The organism is Bacteroides mediterraneensis, from assembly GCF_900128455.1.
Taxonomy (GTDB): domain Bacteria; phylum Bacteroidota; class Bacteroidia; order Bacteroidales; family Bacteroidaceae; genus Phocaeicola; species Phocaeicola mediterraneensis.
On sequence record NZ_LT635783.1, the window covers coordinates 579,424 to 596,591 of the forward strand.

Below are 17,168 nucleotides of genomic sequence, written 5' to 3' on the forward strand. Positions count from 1 at the left end.
TTTTAAGGGGTTAGTCCCGGCTTTTATTTATCTTTAAATACCTCGTTGAAAACTTCTTTCGCTACACTAATGCAATCACCTTCTCCTTTTGCCGGATACGGGTTGTGAGCCACTGTCCACGGTTCCTCCATGGCATAATAATCCAGCTCTACCATCGGTTTTCCATCCAACACATCCTGAAGTGTCTGCCAGTAGGCTGCCCAGCGTTTGTAGTAGAAATCTTTCAGTATTCCGTTCCATTCTTTGTGGGCATAATCACGGAGACCTCCGTCGTTGGCACATACACGGTCGCCCCAAGTGGTGATTTGTACGCGGGCGTTCCATTCGTACAGGTCTTTTTCTTCCGGAGTGGTTCCGAGGTTGCGAGCCTGTTCAATCCAGCGTCCCACGCGGAACTCGCTTCGGGTAGCCAGCAGACGGTCCTGCGCCAGTAGAATGTGTAGGAATTCCTGAGAGTGGGCGGCAAAGCTTTTCTTGTCGAAGCTCTTGAAGTCGGCTACCGTCTGGTTGTAGACGATACGTCCTCTGTCGGACAAGGACTGGCGGACAATGTCTACCAAGTCATATTCGAAGTTGTTGTTGCCTTTGTATTTGTCGGCCACTTCCAACATCAGGCGGGCAGCGTCTTCTGTGGTAGTCGGGTCATAATAGTTTTCCATTTTTGACCAGCTGGAAGCCTGGAAGTTGTTCAGGCTCGGACGGCCGCAGAAGATGGATTCGTGAGTACCCTGCTGGTTGTTGCCGAAGGGGCAGTTGTAAATACCGTTTGCCAGAATGTCCCATGCTTTGGCCACCGTTTCATCGTACGTACCATAGCGGGCCTTGATGTAGCCTTTCAACCATTCTTCTTTGGTGAATTTCTCCGGGCGCCAGGGAAGTTCGCACATCAGTTCGAACATCACCGGATTGTTTTCGCTGCCTTCCATGGTCAGACCGATACCTTTAAGGTGGGCCGCCAGCGGATTGTTTTTTGTAAGATAGAAGTTGTTCAGCAGCTGGTCCATACGTCCGTGCAAGCCTACGTTACCTCCGAAATTTTCTATCATGCAGAACAGCCAGTCATGCTGTTCATATCCTTTTTCGCGTTTCCAGATAGAAGGGATACCCCACATCGGACGGCATTCGCTGAACAAATCCAGAATCAGGATGTCTCCGTTGTTCAGGTTCTTGATCATTTCTGGGCGCGGATTTTCCGTCCATCCCTGAATGACCCATGTCGCTTTCGGATTGGCTTCCTTCATGGCTTTAAGTACGGCTTTCCCAGCAGCGTCGAAATCTACGCTTCCTGCATCTTCAAGTTCATGGAACGGGTCCATGGAGTAGTAGTTGGCTTTTCCGAACAATTTTTCCAGTTCTTTATAATATAAGGAGGCAATCTCATTAAAGCGTGCATCTGTAGGAAGCAGGAAGGCAGGACGGGTGAATCCGTTCCATAATGCCGGTTCCGTTACATTCAATCCCAGTTTTTTATTGGCATCGTGGGGTACCATTCCAGAATAGCCCGGGAATACCGGTTCGATGCCGTATTCATGCATGCGTTTCAGAATCTTTTTCTGCAAGGCTTCCTGCTGTGTGTACCAGCTGTCCGGATTGGGACCACCCCATCCTTCCAAGTTGTTCATGGCCCACCATGCCAGGAAGGCAGGTCCTGCTATGAATTTATTGATTTCTTCTTTCGTATAACCTAATTTGGCCAGCATGTTCTTCCACACGCATTCTTGTCCGACTACGGTCAGTGGCAGGTTGATGCCGTGCAAGGCCATCCAGTCGATTTCCTTTTCCCAACGATTCCAGTCCCAGAATGCCATGGTATAAGAGTAGGTGCAGTAGTTGAAATCGTATCTCAGCGAGAGGTTGGTTTCCTTACGGACCGGTGTGTCTACTTTCGGCAGACTTTCCGGCAGCTGGGCAGTCATCCCGTTCCAGGAAAGATGGATACCTGCGTAATATTTCAGGTACCAGTTGAGTCCGGTAGCAATGTTCACGTAATTGTTTCCCCGGATGACTACCTTGTTACCTTTCTGGTCAAGTTCGAAAAAGTCGTTTTCTCCTTTTTGCAATTGTATGATAAATTTGTGGGATGCCCCCGGACAAATTCTTTCCAAAAGTCCGTCGATAGGATTACTCCACAGGCTGAATGGAATGCAAATACATGCTAAGAGAATAAGTAGGAATCGTCTGGTTTTCATAATATTCATTTTTTAGTGTTACAAAATTCATATTTTATAAATAATGTAAGGGGGAAAATAGTCAAGAAAAGGGAGAAAATAGTACAATGTGAGGGGGAAGGCTTGAAATTGACCTATATCAAGATACTCTCTACAGCAAATATCGTATTTTTGCAATGTTTTTAGAGAGTTAACACGTGGAACAGACAATTCAACAGACGAACATCCGGAAGGGCTTGACGAAGCTTGTGATTCCTATCTTCATAGAGACTTTATTGATTATGATGCTGGGGGCAGTAGACACCATCATGCTGAGCCAGTACTCCGACGAGAGTGTGGCGGCAGTAGGAGTGGTGAACCAGATTGTAATGTTTGCTTTCCTCATTTTCGAGGTCATCAATATCGGTACGTCGGTGCTATGTTCACAGTATCTGGGTGCCGGACTGAAGAACAAGATGGTACAGGTGGTCGGAGTGTCTCTGTTGCTGAATCTGGTGGTGGGTATTCTGGTCAGTGCCATTCTGCATTATGGGGCTACTACCTTGTTGGGCTGGATGGGACTGCGTCCGGAATTGTTGAAGTACGGTATCGGTTACATGGAGATTGTGGGAGCCTTTGCCTTCTTTCAGGCTATTTCGCTGACCATTTCCGCTTCGCTTCGCAGTGCGAACAAGGCCATCTATCCCATGCTGGTCACCGTGCTGGTCAATGTGATGAATATCATCGGAAACTATTCCCTGATTTTCGGTAAGTTCGGTCTGCCTGCCATGGGAGCGGAAGGAGCGGCTATTTCTACCTCCATTGCCCGAGGCGTCAGCATGATTGTGTTGTTTGTCATCCTGTTCAAGAAACATATTCCTTCTTTCCCGCTGGCCCTGTTCCGTCCTTTCCCGTGGAAAGAGTTGAAAAATCTGTTGAAGGTGGGATTACCTTCGGCGGGCGAGAACATGTCGTACAGTTTCTCGCAGGTGGTGATTACTTATCTGATTAATATTTTGGGAAACGATTCGCTGGCCACCCGTACCTATACGGTGAATACCACTATGTTCGTCTACTTGTTTGCCATCGCCATGGCACAGGGTGGAGCTATCAGTATCGGACATCTGGTGGGACAGAAGAAGATTCGCGCGGCCTATCTGCTGGGAAAATACGTGATGCGCCTGTCCATTCTGGTGTCCTTGGGGCTTTCGTGCATTTGGGCCATCTTCGGCCATACCATTTTCAGTCTGCTCACCGATAACGAGCACATCATCCGCCTGGGTGTGACCATTCTGATTGTCGATGTCATTGTGGAGATTGGACGTGCCGTGAACATTTATGCCACGAATGCTCTGCGTTCGGCGGGCGACGTGAATTTCCCTTTCTATGTGGGACTGGTCGTGCAATGGACGGTTTCCGTGGGCTTGAGCTATCTGTTCGGTATCCATTGGGGATGGGGATTGGTAGGCATGTGGTGTGCCTTCCTGCTCGACGAGAATATCCGTGCCCTTATCTTTGTGAAACGTTGGAACAGTCTGAAGTGGGCCAAGAAGGGGTTTGTGAGATAAAAAGGTTTGACCGGACGTCACATCAGGTAGAGATAGAAAAGGATGATGCAGATGATGTCGATGGTCAGTGCGATGACCGACCAGCGGAGGAACCGCTTGTTCCTTTTGACAGCCCCGTACACAATGCCCAGGATGGCGGATAGGAAGACACCCGCCACGATTCCGAACAAGCCTTGTATGGCCACACCCAGCAATACCAGGATGCCCATGGTGATAAGAATGTTGTTTTTCATGTCGATTCGGGTTAAGTGAGGAAAACAGGGAGCACGAAGCCCCCTGTAGAATTCGTTTATAAACTGGCCTTGATGGCACGAATGATGGCCGACGTGAAACCGTCGTGTTCCAGTGAGTTGATGCCTTTGATGGTGATACCCCCCGGAGTGGTTACCTTTTCTATTTCGGTAGCCGGATGTGCGTGCTCGTTGTTCAGCAGCAGTTGTGCGGCTCCCTCCAGTGTCTGTGCCAGCATGGTCTGCGCGTCGTGGGGCTTGATGCCCAGTTCCACTCCAGCCTGCATGGCAGCCTGCACGTATTTCAGTACGTAGGCAATGCCACAGGAAGTCAGTGAGGTGGCGGCCGCAAACAGCTTTTCGTCAATCAGCAGGGAACGCCCCATCTCGTTGAACAAGGCAGTCATGCCTGCCACCTGTTCTTCCGAAGCATTGCGTGCGGCAATCAGGGTCATGCTGGCTCCTTCCGAGATAGCTGTATTCGGGATGACGCGGAAAATCGGCATTTCCGGGTCCACGAAGTGGGCCAGGTCTTCAATCGTCAGTCCGGCAGCTACGGACACCAGTGCCTGAGGTTGCCGCAGTCTCAAGGGTTTCAGCACTTCTTCCACCTTCCAGGGTTTTACTGCGATAATGACGATGTCGGCATCTTCTGCCGCTTCCTTGTTGGAATGAGTTACGTGAATGGCGGGAAATTCCGCTTTCAGCGCTTCCAGCTTTCCGGCACTGGGATTGGATACCGCTATCTGTTGTGCCTGAATATAATGTCCGTTGGCCAGACCACGGGCAATGGCACCTCCCATGTTTCCGGCTCCGATGATTGCTACTTTCATATTTTCCAAGTTTGAGTTGTTTATCTGCAAAGTTATAATTAAAAATGGGAGTCTGGCTATATAATGGTATTTATTTTGGCTGTTCGCGAGGGGGAGTGTAGCCATTTGGTGAAACATACGGGCATTTATACATTATTCCCCGTTCGTTTTTTATGTTTCCCTTAAGGAAAACGTACGTTTCCCTTGGCCGAAACGTATGTTTCCGCATTGGGGAACGTACGTCTCCGCTTCGGGAAACATAGAAGATGCAGAGGGACTTGGAAGAAAATGTAGCGTCATTGGAAAGATTTAGGAAAAACTTGGATAAAAAAGTACCAAGCGAATTCGCAAGAGATGCATTATCTTTGTAGAGCATTCCGCTTCGCGTTTTGTGCGGAAAGGAATGTCTGTGAAGAACGTAAAACCTGAAAGAAATAGCATGAAAACAAAGAAATGGATGGTAAGTGCCTGCCTGTTGCTGATGCAGGCAGGTGCATGGGGAAAGATTACGTTGCCTGACATTGTGAGTGACAATATGGTATTGCAGCAGCAGACCGAGGCTTGTTTGTGGGGAAAGGCGAATGCCAATGCCGAAGTAACCATCCGCCCGTCGTGGAACCGGGAAGTATATAAGGTAACCGCGGATGCGGAGGGAAAATGGGTGGCTAAAATCCAGACACCGACGGCCAGTTACCAGACCTATACGATTTCCATTTCCGATGGAGAGGAAGTGAAACTGAACAATGTGCTGGTGGGAGAAGTATGGTTCTGTTCGGGACAGTCGAACATGGAGATGCCTCTCCGTGGATTTTGGAATTGTCCGATCGCAGGAGCCAATGAAACCATTGCCACTGCCTCGAAGTGGAAAGGCATTCGGGTAGCTACTGTCGAAAAGAACGGACAATTGCAACCCGTTGAAGAGTGTAAGGGAAACTGGAAGGTGAGCAATCCGGAAAATGCGCCTGCCTTCAGTGCTACGGCTTTTAATTTTGCCATGATGATGAACCAGGTGCTGGATATTCCGGTGGGCATTATCAATTGCAGCTGGGGAGGTTCCATGGTGGAAGGCTGGTTGCCCCGTGAAATCGTGGCGCAGTACCCCGATATTGATTTGAAGAAGGATATCCGTAAGGAAGACGGACATGACTGGTGGCATTACCTGAGTCCGACGTTGATGTATAACGGTATGCTCAAGCCGTTGCAGAATTATACGATTAAAGGTTTCCTGTGGTATCAGGGCGAATCGAATGTCGGGAAACACAAGACTTATGGCGAGCGGTTGAAAACAATGGTGGAGCTCTGGCGCAAGGAATGGGGACTGGGAGAACTTCCGTTCTATTATGTGGAGATTGCTCCGTTCAATTCTACGGAGACCACAGGTTGTGCCTTGTTGCGTGAAGCACAGTTCAAGGCACAGGCGCTCATCTCGAACAGTGGCATGATTTCAACCAACGATTTGGTGGAACCTTATGAGATGAAGAACATTCATCCGAAAAATAAGACCGATGTCGGAAAGCGTCTGGCTTATATGGCACTGAGCAAGACGTATCATGTGCCGGGAATTGAGGCATACGGACCGGTGTATAAGTCGATGGAAGTGAAAGACGGGGCGGTGATTCTTTCGTTTGAGCATGCGGAGGAAGGATTTAACCGCTTGTCGGGGATGGAAGGTTTTGAAGTGGCCGGAAGCGACAAGGTGTTCTATCCGGCCAAAGCGGAAGTTTTTAACAACCTGCAGATAAAGGTGACCTGCGACAAAGTGGCACAGCCCGTAGCCGTGCGTTATTGTTTCCGTGACTTCCAGCCGGGTAACGTAGCCAATCTGCGTGAGCTTCCTTTGTATCCGTTCCGTACGGATGATTGGGAATAATTTGAAGGGACTTAAAACAAAAATCTCCTTATTCGTGTGGTTTCGGCAGAATAAGGAGATTTTTTTGTTTCTTATTTCATGACGTGTTGCAAACGGGTCAGGAAGTCATCGGCTTCCTGCATGCTCAGACAGAGCGGAGGAAGCAGACGAAGCACGTTGGTTCCACTGACTCCGGTAAATACTTTCTGTTCGAACAGGAGTTGCTTGCGGAGTTCCTTGATAGGTTCTTCAAATTCCAGTCCAATCATCAGACCACGTCCGCGTACTTCCTTGATGCCTTTGAACTTTTTCAGTTCTTCCAGCAGGTGGGCACCCACTTTAGCCGCATTCTCTACCAGATTCTCTTCCTTCATTACATCAAGTACGGCGACGGCGGCCGCACAAGCCAAGTGGTTGCCTCCGAAGGTGGTTCCCAGCTGTCCGTACACCGGGGTGAACTTCGGGCTGATTAATACGGCGGCCATCGGGAAGCCGTTACCGATACCTTTGGCCACGGTAATCATGTCCGGGCGGATGCCGTTGTACTGGTGGGCGAAGAATTTACCACTTCGTCCGTAACCGGATTGGATTTCATCGAGAATCAATACCGTGTTGGTTTCATCGCAGGCCTGGCGCATGGCTTTCATGAAATCGGTGTCGGGTACCTGAATACCGCCTACACCCTGAATGCCTTCGATGATTACTGCACAGACATCGCCCTTGGCCAGTTCGGCTTTCAAAGCTTCGGTATCGTTCAGCGGAAGGTAGGTGACATGACCGTTGTCATTGATAGGAGCAATGATTTTCGGGTTGTTGGTCACTTCTACCGCCAATGAAGTACGTCCGTGGAACGCTTTGGCGAAAGAGACGACACGGGTACGTCCGTTATAAAAAGAGGCCAGTTTCAAGGCATTTTCGTTGGCTTCTGCTCCGGAGTTAATCAGGAAAAGCTGGTAATCGTCGTAGCCGCTGATTGCTCCCAGACGGTCGGCTACTTCCTGCTGCAGTTTGTTGATGACGGAATTGGAATAGAATCCCAATGTGGCTACTTGTTTGCTGATGGCTTCCACGTAGTGAGGATGTGCGTGGCCGATGGAGATTACGGCATGGCCTCCATAGAGGTCAAGGTATTCCTGGCCTTTGTCGTCCCATACGTGACAGCCTTTTCCCTTGACGATGTTTACATCGAAAAGGGGATATACGTCGAATAATTTCATACTCATATTAAGATTAAGAATGAATAATTAAAAACAGGGACAGAGGATGCTACTTGGCCTTTCATTTTTAATTATTCATTATTCATTGATTTAGAACGCACTTGGCTTCAGTTTCAGTCCAACAGTTTCTTCCAGGTTGAACATCAGGTTCATGTTGTGTACTGCCTGACCGCTGGCTCCTTTCAGCAAGTTGTCGATGCAAGACACGATGAGCAGCTTGTCTCCATGCTTTTCCAGGTGAATCAGGCATTTGTTGGTGTTGACCACCTGCTTCAGGTCGATGTTCTTGTCCACGATGTGGGTGAAAGAATCTTCCGCATAGTATTCTTCGTACATCTTCACGATTTCTTCCAGTTCCACTTTCGTTTTCACTACGATGGTGGCGAAGATGCCGCGCGGGAAATCACCTCTATAAGGGATGAAGTCGATTTCAGAATGGAAGCTGTTCTGCAACTGTTTCAGCGACTGTTTGATTTCCGGTACATGCTGATGTGCGAACGGTTTGTAGATGCTGAGGTTGTTGTTGCGCCAGCTGAAGTGGCTGGTAGCTCCCGGTTTGACACCGGCTCCGGTACTTCCCGTAATGGCGTTGACCATGATGTCGTCGTTCAGCATCAGGTGTTTGGCCAGCGGCAGCAGACCCAGCTGGATGCAAGTGGCAAAACAGCCCGGATTGGCCACGTGCTTACTTTGGCAGATAGTCCGGCGGTTCAGTTCCGGCAGACCGTATACGAAGTCGTGGTCGTCCGACTTGATGCGGTAGTCCATGGAGAGGTCGATGATTTTCAAATCCTCTGGCACGTTGTGGCTTTCCATGAACTTCTTTGTATCTCCGTGTGCCGTACAGAAGAACAGCACATCGATGGTATCGAGCGGAAGTTCATCGGTGAATACCAAGTCGGTTTCCCCATACAGTCCTTCGTGCACATCGGTAATCTTGTTGCCGGCATTGCTGGAACTGTTGATGAATTTGATTTCTACATCCGGGTGGTTGATGAGCAGGCGAATCAGTTCGCCTGCTGTATATCCTGCACCTCCTATAATTCCTACTTTAATCATATATTGGCCTCGTCTTTATGGTTTGCATAATACGCACGAAGCGGAGTGGAAAGCACTTTGATGAAACCTTTGGCATCTTCAGCCGTCCATCCTTTCTGCATTTCACCATATTCTCCGAACTTGTTCTTTACTAAGTCGTCTTTAGAGTCTACGCCCACGGTAGAGAAGCAGTACGGACGAAGTTCCAGAATGGCAGTTCCGTTCACGTTACGCTGTGATTCCTGCAGCATGGCTTCGATATCGCGCATCACAGGTTCCAGGTACTGGCTTTCATGCAGGAACATGCCATACCAGTTGGCTACCTGGTCTTTCCAGTACTGTTGCCATTTGCTCAAGGTATATTTTTCCAAGAATTTGTGAGCACCGATAATCAGCATCGGAGCGGCTGCTTCGAAACCTACACGTCCCTTGATACCGATGATAGTGTCGCCTACGTGCATGTCACGTCCGATACCGTAAGCTGCACCGATTTCTTCCACTTTCTGGATAGCTTTGATTTTGTCGTCGAAGATGACACCGTTGACGGCATACAGCTCTCCTTTCTTGAATTCCAGTTTCAACAGTTCGCTGCCTGTCTTGCTCACCTGTTTCAGGTAAGCGCTTTCCGGCAGTCCCTGTGTAGAGTCCAGAATCTCACCGCCGCAGATGGAAGTTCCCCAAATACCTACGTTGTAGGAGTATTTCAGTTTGGTGAAGTCGGCTTCAAATCCGTGTTCTTTCAGGTAGTTGATTTCATAGTCACGGCTCAAAGCCATGTCGCGAGTCAGGGTGATGATTTCCACTCCCGGAGCCATTACCAGGAAGGTCATGTCGAAACGAACCTGGTCGTTTCCGGCACCTGTAGAACCGTGTGCGATGGCGTGTGCACCGATTTCGTTGGCATAGCGGGCAATGGCCAGTGCTTGGAAGATACGTTCAGAACTTACAGAAATGGGGTAGGTCCCGTTGCGGAGCACATTACCGAATACCATGTATTTCAGACTCTTTTCGTAGTATTCCTGTGTGACGTCCAGTGTGACATATTTTACGGCGCCCAGCTTGTATGCGTTTTCTTCGTTCTTCTTCAGCTGTTCGGGACTGAATCCGCCGGTGTTGGCACATGCCGCATATACTTCATATCCTTTTTCCTTTGCCAGGTACATCACGGTAAAGGATGTATCCAATCCGCCGCTGAAAGCAACGACAACTTTTTTCTTTTCTTCCATGGTGCTTATCTTTATTTGGGAGAAGTCTTCCAGACTGGTGTTCAGGAGAAGAAGGCTTCGTCTTCAGTTATTTTTGTATTTTAGAAATTGTTTACTTTGTCATCTGTGTGCAGGGCCGGGTCGTAGAGCATGGCGGTGCAAATACAGAACTTACGCTTCTTGGCCATCAGGATTTCGTGGTTGATGCAGCCTTCGCATCCTTTCCAGAACGATTCATCGTCTGTCAGTTCATTGAAGGTGACCGGTACATATCCCAGTTCCGTATTCATTTTCATGACGGCAGCTCCTGAAGTCAGGCTGAAAATCTTGGCTTTCGGCCATCGCAGGCGGGCCAGTGTAAACGAAGCGTGTTTGATACGTTTGGCCAGTCCCAGACCTCTGTATTTCGGATGGACAATCAGTCCGGAGGTAGCCACATATTGTTTGTTACCCCATGATTCGATGTAAGTAAATCCGGCAAAGTCGTCGCCGCACAATGCAATGATGGCTTTCCCTTCCTTCATTTTGGTAGCCACATATTCATGTGTACGTTCGGCAATTCCCGTACCGCGGACTTTGGCTGCTTCTCTGATCGTGTCCAATATTGTGTCAACATAAACCTCGTGTGAGGCGTCGGCTACCATTACATCAATTTGTTTAGTAGGTTCCATTCTTGTTCTTATCAGTTATTATTGGTTTATATTCGGAATGATAGTAGAAAGGGCATGCTTGACTTCCGTGCGGGTACTGTTTTCGCTGAGTACGAGCATGATGGTGTCATCGCCGGCAATGGTGCCGATGATTTCGTGGAAGTTATGCATGTCAATGTCGTAAGCCAGACTGCTGGCATAACCGGGTCGGGTCTTGATTACGGCGATGTTGTGGGAGAACTCGATAGAGATGAAACCATTGTGGCGCAGCATTTCGCTGGCTTTCTGCGGCTCGGTCATGCGTTTGTACATCGTGTTGTTGGGGAGTACATACACATAGTTTCCGTTCATGCTGGCGGCTTTGGCCACTTTCAGCTGTTTTAAGTCGCGTGACAAGGTGGCTTGTGTCAATTGGAATCCTTCTTTCGTCAACTCTTGCAAGAGTTCGTCCTGACTTCCAATCTCCTTGCTGGAGATGATCATTTTAATGGAATCAAGTCTGCTATTCTTGTTCTTCATTGTATAATTATTCTTTTACGGCTGCAAAAATACGGATATATTTTGAATATCATGCATAAATTCTTACTTTTTTAGGTGATTTTTCTGAAAAATGCATGAATATAATGAATAAATAACCACAATGGATTTTGTTTTGTATCTTTGTGCAGTTTATAGAAAAGAAGACAATAATGGATACTGCAATTTTGCCAAAAGAGAAAGACCCGATGGGGACTGCCATATACGAGTATTTCAAGACCGGGAAAGCCGGAAAACTGAGGGTATTTTCTTCTCAGTTCGAAGAAGATGAGATTCCGGTGAAGGAATTGTTCCGCACGTATGACCACATGCCTGTGCTGGAGCAGACGGCTTTGGAACTGGCGGAAGGAAAGATTCTGGATGTAGGTGCAGGCAGCGGATGTCATTCGCTGGCTTTGCAGGAAATGGGAAAGCAGCCGGTGGCCATCGACATTTCGCCGCTTTCGGTGGAGGTGATGCAGGCCCGCGGAGTGGATGCACGGCTGGTGAATTTGTTCGACCCGCATTTTGTGGAGCGTTTTGATACCATCCTGATGCTGATGAACGGTTCGGGCATCATTGGTCGGGTGGAAAATTTCGGGGCTTTCTTCCAGCGGATAAAGCTGCTGCTGAATCCCGGAGGTTCCATCCTGATGGATTCCAGTGACCTGAGATACCTGTTTGAGGAAGAGGACGGGAGTTTTGTGGTGGATTTGGCGGCCGATTATTACGGACAGCTGGACTTCCGGATGCAGTACAAACAAATAAAAGGGGAAGCATTCGACTGGCTGTATGTGGATTTCAATACATTGAGTCTGTATGCTTCCCAATATGGATTCAAGGCCGAACTTGTGAAGGAAGGCAGTCATTACGACTACCTGGCCCGGCTTACCTTGTAGGTCTTCGTTTCTTTTTCCACCACAGGTAATACCCGCTGAGTGGAAGTACGCCTCCTATAAAGGCGGCTAGAAAATAGAGTACCTTGGTGTAGATTCCTCCCCAGCTTCCGGTGTGGAAGGCATAAAACCAGCTTCTCAGCTTTTGCGAACGGGGTGTTTCCGTAGAGGGAATGATTCGTGTGGGTTCCCCGTTTGCCGGGTTGAATTCTACGGTATCCGTACGGCGCAGGTAGCGGCTTTGGTTCACTTGTATCTTGTTCTTTTCGATACGAAGGGAGGCATAACCGGAATACTGGGCCTGTACATGCTGGAATGCTTTATCCCATGCCGTATAGTCAGTCTCTGTGTTTCTCTTTCCTTTCGCACGCATGCTCTCTGCCTCCTGCGAGGCAGAGTGAGAATGGGGGGAGGTGGAAGAAGATGCAGTGGCACCGAAAAGTCCGTAGGCAAACGAGCGGTACCATCCGAACGACCAGGTGAGACCGGTAAGGGCCATGACCAGCAGGAAAAGGGTGGAGTAGAATCCCAGGGTTACGTGGCTGTCGTACCAGAAACGGCGCCAGCCTTTGGTGCAGGACACTTGCAGCCGGTTGCGCAGGGCCTTCCGGCTACGTGGCCACCAGATAACGAGTCCGCTTACCAGAATCACGACCATCAGCAAGGTAGAGATGCCAACGATTACTTTCCCGGCGGAGTATGCACCTTTTTGTAAAGGAGGGTTCAACAGCCAGCGGTGCAGTTTCCGCATGGTCTGGAAGAACGGATAGCTTTTGGTCCATCCGTTCACTTCTCCGGTATAGGGATTCACGCTCAGGCTTTTCCGACTCACATTCTGGAAGGTGACCATGACGGGTTCGTTGGCTGTACCCCCGTATTGGAGGGCACTCAGCCTCAACGAATCGGCGACCTGTGTTTTCAGACAGGCTACCAGCTCCGACGGAGTCAGGAGGGCGGCACTTTTCTCGGGAATGCCTACCTTATATATATGGGGATTCAACCACTGGGTGATTTCCTTCTCGAAGACCAGTGTGGCCCCCGTGAAACAGATGACCGAAAGAATGATTCCCAATGGGATGGAAATCCAGCGGTGTATTTTTCCAAATAATTTTCTCATTTTTTTATGTTATTGCGCGGTTAATGCGATTTTGCCTACCGTGGTGATTTCGTCGGCTTCTACTTCCAGCCCTTTTACGGCTTCTCCTGTTTCCGGGTTGATTTTATAGAACGTAGGAGTGGCACCTTCTTCAGTGGTCAGTACTGGGATGTAAAAATACTTATTTTCCAGATAAGGCGAATTGCCGAAAGAAGAAATCAGGCTCTTGTCGGGCAGTCCTGTGATGCTAATTAATTTTTTTTCACTAGCCTTGAAGAGGACCAGTTCGTTTTTGGGCGCGTTGGTCCCCAAGGTGGCGACTTCTTCGATACTGCATCCGTAGTTGTTGAGCAGGAAGTAGTCACCGCCTACATGCCAGCAGCGGAACAGCGGATGTCCGCTGGCACCTTCCATGGTTTCCAGATTGCAGTAATACTCGTCGAAGCGGGTGCTTCCGGCGGGGATGCGGACCACTCCCGAAGGCAGTTTGCCTTGCACTTTGGCTTTCAGGTTGGCGTCGGCTGCCGGCTGGGTGGCTGTGCGTCCGTATCCCCCGGAGAATACATACAGGTTGCCGTCGTCGTCGCTCCAGATGGTCTGGTAATATTGGGAACGCATGCGTCCGCAGGCAAAACCGATTTTATCCGTCTGGGCAATGACAGGGGTTTCGTCGAAACTGCTGCCGCTGTAGATGGCAATGTAAGCGTTGTCTGGGTACTGGGTCGACGGGATTTGTCCGGCGGTGTATTTACCGCTGCCGGTTCCTCCGTCACCGGTGGCCACATAGTCCTGGCTCAGCACCTTGTCGGGCCAGGTGTTCACTCCGTAGTGGCTCATTCCCATCGGAATGATGGAAGTGTAAAGCTTTCCGTTGGCTTCCACGAATCCGGCCATGGTCACTTTCTCGCCGTTGCCCAGATAATTTTCTGCCAGGATGTCTTTTTGATTGGTGCTGGTCGTACCGTTCTTGGCGTTCAGGTAGTTGAACAGGAAGCCTTGGGCCGCATTGCCCTTGCTGTCGGTCTGTTTGGTATTGCCGGTCGATACGGTAATCACGTTGTCACCCCAGGTGCCGTAAGTCGTGAAGCGGTTGAAGGTATAGCTGTATTTCTTCTGGGGTACGTTGTTCGCATCCAGGTAATAGCAGCCTCCGGTGCCTTGCGAGCCGTCGTTGTATTTGATGCCGAAGAAATAATTCTGGTCATAGAAAATCCAGTAGGAAATCTGTTCCTGAAACTCTTTTCCGTTGTTGAGCACTGAGATTTTTCCTTCATCCAGGCTTTCTGCCGTGAGCAGGTAGGAAGTTCCTCCGGCAGTGACCGGAATGACATAATTTCCTTTGAAGTTGTTGTGGTTGTTGAAGGTGGGGTCATTGTTTTCTTTTTGACACCCTGCGAACAGGCCTGCCATGCAGAACATGCCTAGGCCCAGCATCCAGTTTTTTGTGGTCATATACTTGTATTTTTGATGATGAATGGTCATTAATTTCCAAAATATACCCGGAATTTGCCGTAGAAGGCCCGTCCGGCTTTTTGCAGGCTGAAGTTATCGTACAACTTCTCATCCGTGAGGTTCCGGCATTCCAGTGAGAGATTGTAGCGTCCGTTGCGGATGCTGTAGCTCAGTGACAGGTTGTGTGAAAGCTGCTCCGGTACCCGGATTTTCGTGGTAGGGTCACCAAACTTTTCCCAGTACAGGGGGAAATCGTGCTGATAGAAGCAGTCCCACCCCAATGTAAGGGTGTTTCCCTTGGCAAACAGGTCGTGCCAGTAGAAATTGGCATCAAGGTTGGCATAACGGTAGGGTAGGTTCGGAATACGCTGCCCGTAGGTCAGGGCATTCTGTCCGCTGCTGGCCGCCCGTTTCTTTTCCTTGTCGCGGACATCCAGATTGTTGAAGGTACCGCCCATGCTGAACCAGTTGCTGTAGCTGTAGCGGAGAGATACGTTGAATCCCTTGGTTTCCACCCGGCCATGGTTGGTATAGCTACCGTAGCTGGTACCACCTACTGTAGACAGGTCACGCTTGATGTAATCCTGTGTGTGGCGGTAAATCAGTCCTCCTTCTGCATACAGTCCGTGTTTACCCCATTGCTTGCTGTAGCTGGCATTGAGGTTCACATTGTCACTGCGTTCCGGTTTCAGGTCGGCCTTTCCCGCTTCCAGGTCGCCGTCACCAAACAATTCCTGGGTGCTGGGCATGCGCAGTGCCTTCTCGTACGATAGTTTCAGCTGGATATCTTTCCCCAGGAAATACGTGCCTGCCGCTCCATATCCGAAGGAACGGACACTTTGTGACACCCGGGTGTTGTTTCCTACGCTGTTGTCGCTTATCTGTACCGTACCCTCACTGTAGGAACTGTAATGTTTTCCGAAGGCCGACAGGTTCCACTTTTCCGAAGGCATCAGGCGGTAGGAGAGACCGGCAATGTTTTTCCGGTTTTTGGTAGGGTCGTCAAAGTCCTCCAGCACCGAGTTCTTTTCGATGAGGCTCCGTCCTGTACGGCGGAAGGTGCTGAACACGTTGTTGAACGTAAAAGAATGCATCTTGCCCAGTCGGTACACCGCCGTAAAGGTGGCGTTCCAGTTGGTGTTGATTTGCTCACTGAACTGGTGGTTCTGTTCGCCGGCGGTCGAACGGGGGATGCGGTCGCCCAACCAGTTGTATTTGTACATTGCCGTATCCACGTTGGTGGTCAGGTTATGGTTGTAGTTGGCCGTCACCGTCACATCCAGTCCTTTGGTGAAAAGGTTGCTTTTACGGTATTCCACTGAAGGTACGACCGAGAAGCCGTGACGGTGTTTCTGTCCGAACACGATTTCCTGGTACACGCCGTTCTGTATCTCTTTGTAGAAATGCGAATAGGCCACGTTCAACATCAGCCGGTCGGCCCAGCTCTTGCCTGTCACGCCGATTTTTCCGATGACCGCCTCGTTGTGGAAAGTATCATTGAAACGCTTTACATGCTGGATGTGGCTTTCGTCGCTGATGGACGTATTGTTTTCGTGGTTGAACTCTTCCACCCAGTTGTCAATGTAGTAATTGTTGTCCGAATAGTTCTGGTATGCATTGATTTCATACGTCAGTCCGTTCTTGAAGCTTTGTCCGAAATTGACATACGATTTGTGGGTATTGAAAGAACCGTAGGAATACGAGGCATCCAGGAACCAGTTCCGTCTCTGTTTGTTGGTCACGATGTTGATGACCCCTCCCAAGGCATCGGTTCCGAAGCCTACGGGTACCACTCCCTTGTACACCTCGATTCGTTCGGCAAAGTTTACTGGAATGTTGTTCAGGTCGAATGCGGTTCCGGCTCCCTCCTGTGGTACGCCGTCGATGAACACCTTCACGTGCTTGCCGCTGAAGCCGTCGAGCATCAGTTGCATGTCCGAACCCACGCCGCCCGATTCACGCAGTTTCATTCCCGGAAGTTTCTGGAGCGCCTCACTCAGGTTTTGGGTGGAGTTTTGCAGTTCCTTGGTATCTACGGCCACTGCATTGAAGGCCGAACGCTTGACGCGTCCCACTCCGTTGGAAACCACCACTACTTCGTCCAGTTCGGTGACGGAAGGCTTCAGCACCATGTTTTGCCGGCTGCGTCCGTCGGCAAGAATTTCCACTTCTTTCTCTGCCGTTTCGAAACCGATGGCCGAAACGATTAATGTATATTTTCCGGCGGGCGCTTTCAGGTGGTACAGGCCTTTTTCATTGGTCGTACAACCGTATTGCGTACCTTTCAAGTACACAGTGGCAAAGTCGATGATGCTTTTGTCCGAAGAAAGTACTTTCCCCGACAACAAGGCACGGCCTTGGGCAGAGACTCCCACGCCGATACACCAGCACAATACAAAGAATACACCCCATTTTAAGTTTTCGCTTCCCCGCGAAAATGCTGAATTTCTCATTTACTGTAATTCGTATTTGTTGTTTCGCACTAATTTTCT

14 protein-coding genes are annotated in these 17,168 nt (G+C 49.4%); 3 read left to right on the forward strand and 11 right to left on the reverse strand.

The genetic code is table 11. The features are described 5' to 3' along the window. Window positions 1-23 precede the first annotated feature (23 nt). Window positions 24-2,189: an alpha-N-acetylglucosaminidase gene (locus BQ7480_RS02355; protein WP_072541561.1), complete on the reverse strand. Its 2,166-nt coding sequence runs from the start codon at window positions 2,187-2,189 to the stop codon at window positions 24-26. 176 nt (window positions 2,190-2,365) lie between these two features. Here BQ7480_RS02355 and BQ7480_RS02360 point away from each other — a divergent pair, with 176 nt between their 5' ends. Then, complete coding sequence (locus BQ7480_RS02360) at window positions 2,366-3,715, forward strand: MATE family efflux transporter (RefSeq protein WP_022353494.1); 1,350 nt, start codon at window positions 2,366-2,368, stop codon at window positions 3,713-3,715. Window positions 3,716-3,732: 17 nt separating this feature from the next. Here BQ7480_RS02360 and BQ7480_RS02365 read toward each other — a convergent pair whose 3' ends face one another. Both BQ7480_RS02365 and proC read right to left on the reverse strand, forming a co-directional pair. Further along, window positions 3,733-3,948, reverse strand: a complete 216-nt coding sequence (locus BQ7480_RS02365) for a hypothetical protein (RefSeq protein ID WP_072541562.1) — start codon at window positions 3,946-3,948, stop codon at window positions 3,733-3,735. 56 nt (window positions 3,949-4,004) lie between these two features. After that, window positions 4,005-4,895 (reverse strand): pyrroline-5-carboxylate reductase, encoded by an 891-nt coding sequence (proC, locus tag BQ7480_RS02370; RefSeq protein ID WP_022353492.1) that lies wholly within the window; start codon window positions 4,893-4,895, stop codon window positions 4,005-4,007. Between the two features lie 301 nt (window positions 4,896-5,196). Here proC and BQ7480_RS02375 point away from each other — a divergent pair, with 301 nt between their 5' ends. Beyond that, window positions 5,197-6,627, forward strand: coding sequence for a sialate O-acetylesterase (locus BQ7480_RS02375; RefSeq protein WP_072543858.1), 1,431 nt, complete (start codon window positions 5,197-5,199; stop codon window positions 6,625-6,627). Between the two features lie 71 nt (window positions 6,628-6,698). Here BQ7480_RS02375 and BQ7480_RS02380 read toward each other — a convergent pair whose 3' ends face one another. The 5 genes from BQ7480_RS02380 to argR form a co-directional block, all read right to left on the reverse strand. After that, entirely contained in the window at window positions 6,699-7,823 is a 1,125-nt protein-coding gene (locus BQ7480_RS02380; RefSeq protein ID WP_072543859.1) for an aspartate aminotransferase family protein, read from the reverse strand. A gap of 90 nt (window positions 7,824-7,913) precedes the next feature. Next, the gene (gene argC, locus BQ7480_RS02385; protein ID WP_022353489.1) at window positions 7,914-8,882 is read right to left on the reverse strand and encodes an N-acetyl-gamma-glutamyl-phosphate reductase; all 969 of its coding nucleotides are present in this window, start codon (window positions 8,880-8,882) and stop codon (window positions 7,914-7,916) included. Then, a complete protein-coding gene (locus BQ7480_RS02390; protein WP_072541564.1) occupies window positions 8,879-10,087 on the reverse strand; it encodes an argininosuccinate synthase in 1,209 nt (402 codons plus the stop codon). The genes argC and BQ7480_RS02390 overlap by 4 nt, the downstream gene beginning before the upstream one ends. A gap of 80 nt (window positions 10,088-10,167) precedes the next feature. Then, window positions 10,168-10,737 carry a GNAT family N-acetyltransferase gene (locus BQ7480_RS02395; protein WP_072541565.1) on the reverse strand — a complete coding sequence of 190 codons (570 nt, stop codon included), beginning with the start codon at window positions 10,735-10,737 and terminating at the stop codon, window positions 10,168-10,170. 18 nt (window positions 10,738-10,755) lie between these two features. Continuing rightward, complete coding sequence (gene argR, locus BQ7480_RS02400) at window positions 10,756-11,235, reverse strand: arginine repressor (protein WP_072541566.1); 480 nt, start codon at window positions 11,233-11,235, stop codon at window positions 10,756-10,758. 170 nt (window positions 11,236-11,405) lie between these two features. Here argR and BQ7480_RS02405 point away from each other — a divergent pair, with 170 nt between their 5' ends. Further along, window positions 11,406-12,131, forward strand: coding sequence for a class I SAM-dependent methyltransferase (locus BQ7480_RS02405; protein ID WP_072541567.1), 726 nt, complete (start codon window positions 11,406-11,408; stop codon window positions 12,129-12,131). On the opposite strand, the gene BQ7480_RS02410 is transcribed toward BQ7480_RS02405, so the two are convergent. The 3 genes from BQ7480_RS02410 to BQ7480_RS02420 are packed head-to-tail and all read right to left on the reverse strand — an operon-like array spanning window position 12,121 to window position 17,129. Next, on the reverse strand, window positions 12,121-13,245 hold the full coding sequence (locus BQ7480_RS02410) for a PepSY-associated TM helix domain-containing protein (protein ID WP_072541568.1): 1,125 nt from the start codon (window positions 13,243-13,245) through the stop codon (window positions 12,121-12,123). The genes BQ7480_RS02405 and BQ7480_RS02410 overlap by 11 nt on opposite strands. 9 nt (window positions 13,246-13,254) lie before the next feature. Next, window positions 13,255-14,676 carry a DUF4374 domain-containing protein gene (locus BQ7480_RS02415; RefSeq protein WP_072543861.1) on the reverse strand — a complete coding sequence of 474 codons (1,422 nt, stop codon included), beginning with the start codon at window positions 14,674-14,676 and terminating at the stop codon, window positions 13,255-13,257. Between the two features lie 29 nt (window positions 14,677-14,705). Then, window positions 14,706-17,129 (reverse strand): TonB-dependent receptor, encoded by a 2,424-nt coding sequence (locus BQ7480_RS02420; protein ID WP_210436319.1) that lies wholly within the window; start codon window positions 17,127-17,129, stop codon window positions 14,706-14,708. Window positions 17,130-17,168 lie beyond the last annotated feature (39 nt).

Coding starts and splice junctions, on each gene's coding strand:
- BQ7480_RS02355 (WP_072541561.1), bottom strand. CDS start 2,189: ATGAAAACCAGACGATTCCTACTTATTCTCTTAGCATGTATTTGCATT.
- BQ7480_RS02365 (WP_072541562.1), bottom strand. CDS start 3,948: ATGAAAAACAACATTCTTATCACCATGGGCATCCTGGTATTGCTGGGT.
- proC (WP_022353492.1), bottom strand. CDS start 4,895: ATGTTTCACCAAATGGCTACACTCCCCCTCGCGAACAGCCAAAATAAA.
- BQ7480_RS02375 (WP_072543858.1), top strand. CDS start 5,197: ATGAAAACAAAGAAATGGATGGTAAGTGCCTGCCTGTTGCTGATGCAG.
- BQ7480_RS02380 (WP_072543859.1), bottom strand. CDS start 7,823: ATGAAATTATTCGACGTATATCCCCTTTTCGATGTAAACATCGTCAAG.
- argC (WP_022353489.1), bottom strand. CDS start 8,882: ATGATTAAAGTAGGAATTATAGGAGGTGCAGGATATACAGCAGGCGAA.
- BQ7480_RS02390 (WP_072541564.1), bottom strand. CDS start 10,087: ATGGAAGAAAAGAAAAAAGTTGTCGTTGCTTTCAGCGGCGGATTGGAT.
- BQ7480_RS02395 (WP_072541565.1), bottom strand. CDS start 10,737: ATGGAACCTACTAAACAAATTGATGTAATGGTAGCCGACGCCTCACAC.
- argR (WP_072541566.1), bottom strand. CDS start 11,235: ATGAAGAACAAGAATAGCAGACTTGATTCCATTAAAATGATCATCTCC.
- BQ7480_RS02405 (WP_072541567.1), top strand. CDS start 11,406: ATGGATACTGCAATTTTGCCAAAAGAGAAAGACCCGATGGGGACTGCC.
- BQ7480_RS02410 (WP_072541568.1), bottom strand. CDS start 13,245: ATGAGAAAATTATTTGGAAAAATACACCGCTGGATTTCCATCCCATTG.
- BQ7480_RS02415 (WP_072543861.1), bottom strand. CDS start 14,676: ATGACCACAAAAAACTGGATGCTGGGCCTAGGCATGTTCTGCATGGCA.
- BQ7480_RS02420 (WP_210436319.1), bottom strand. CDS start 17,129: ATGAGAAATTCAGCATTTTCGCGGGGAAGCGAAAACTTAAAATGGGGT.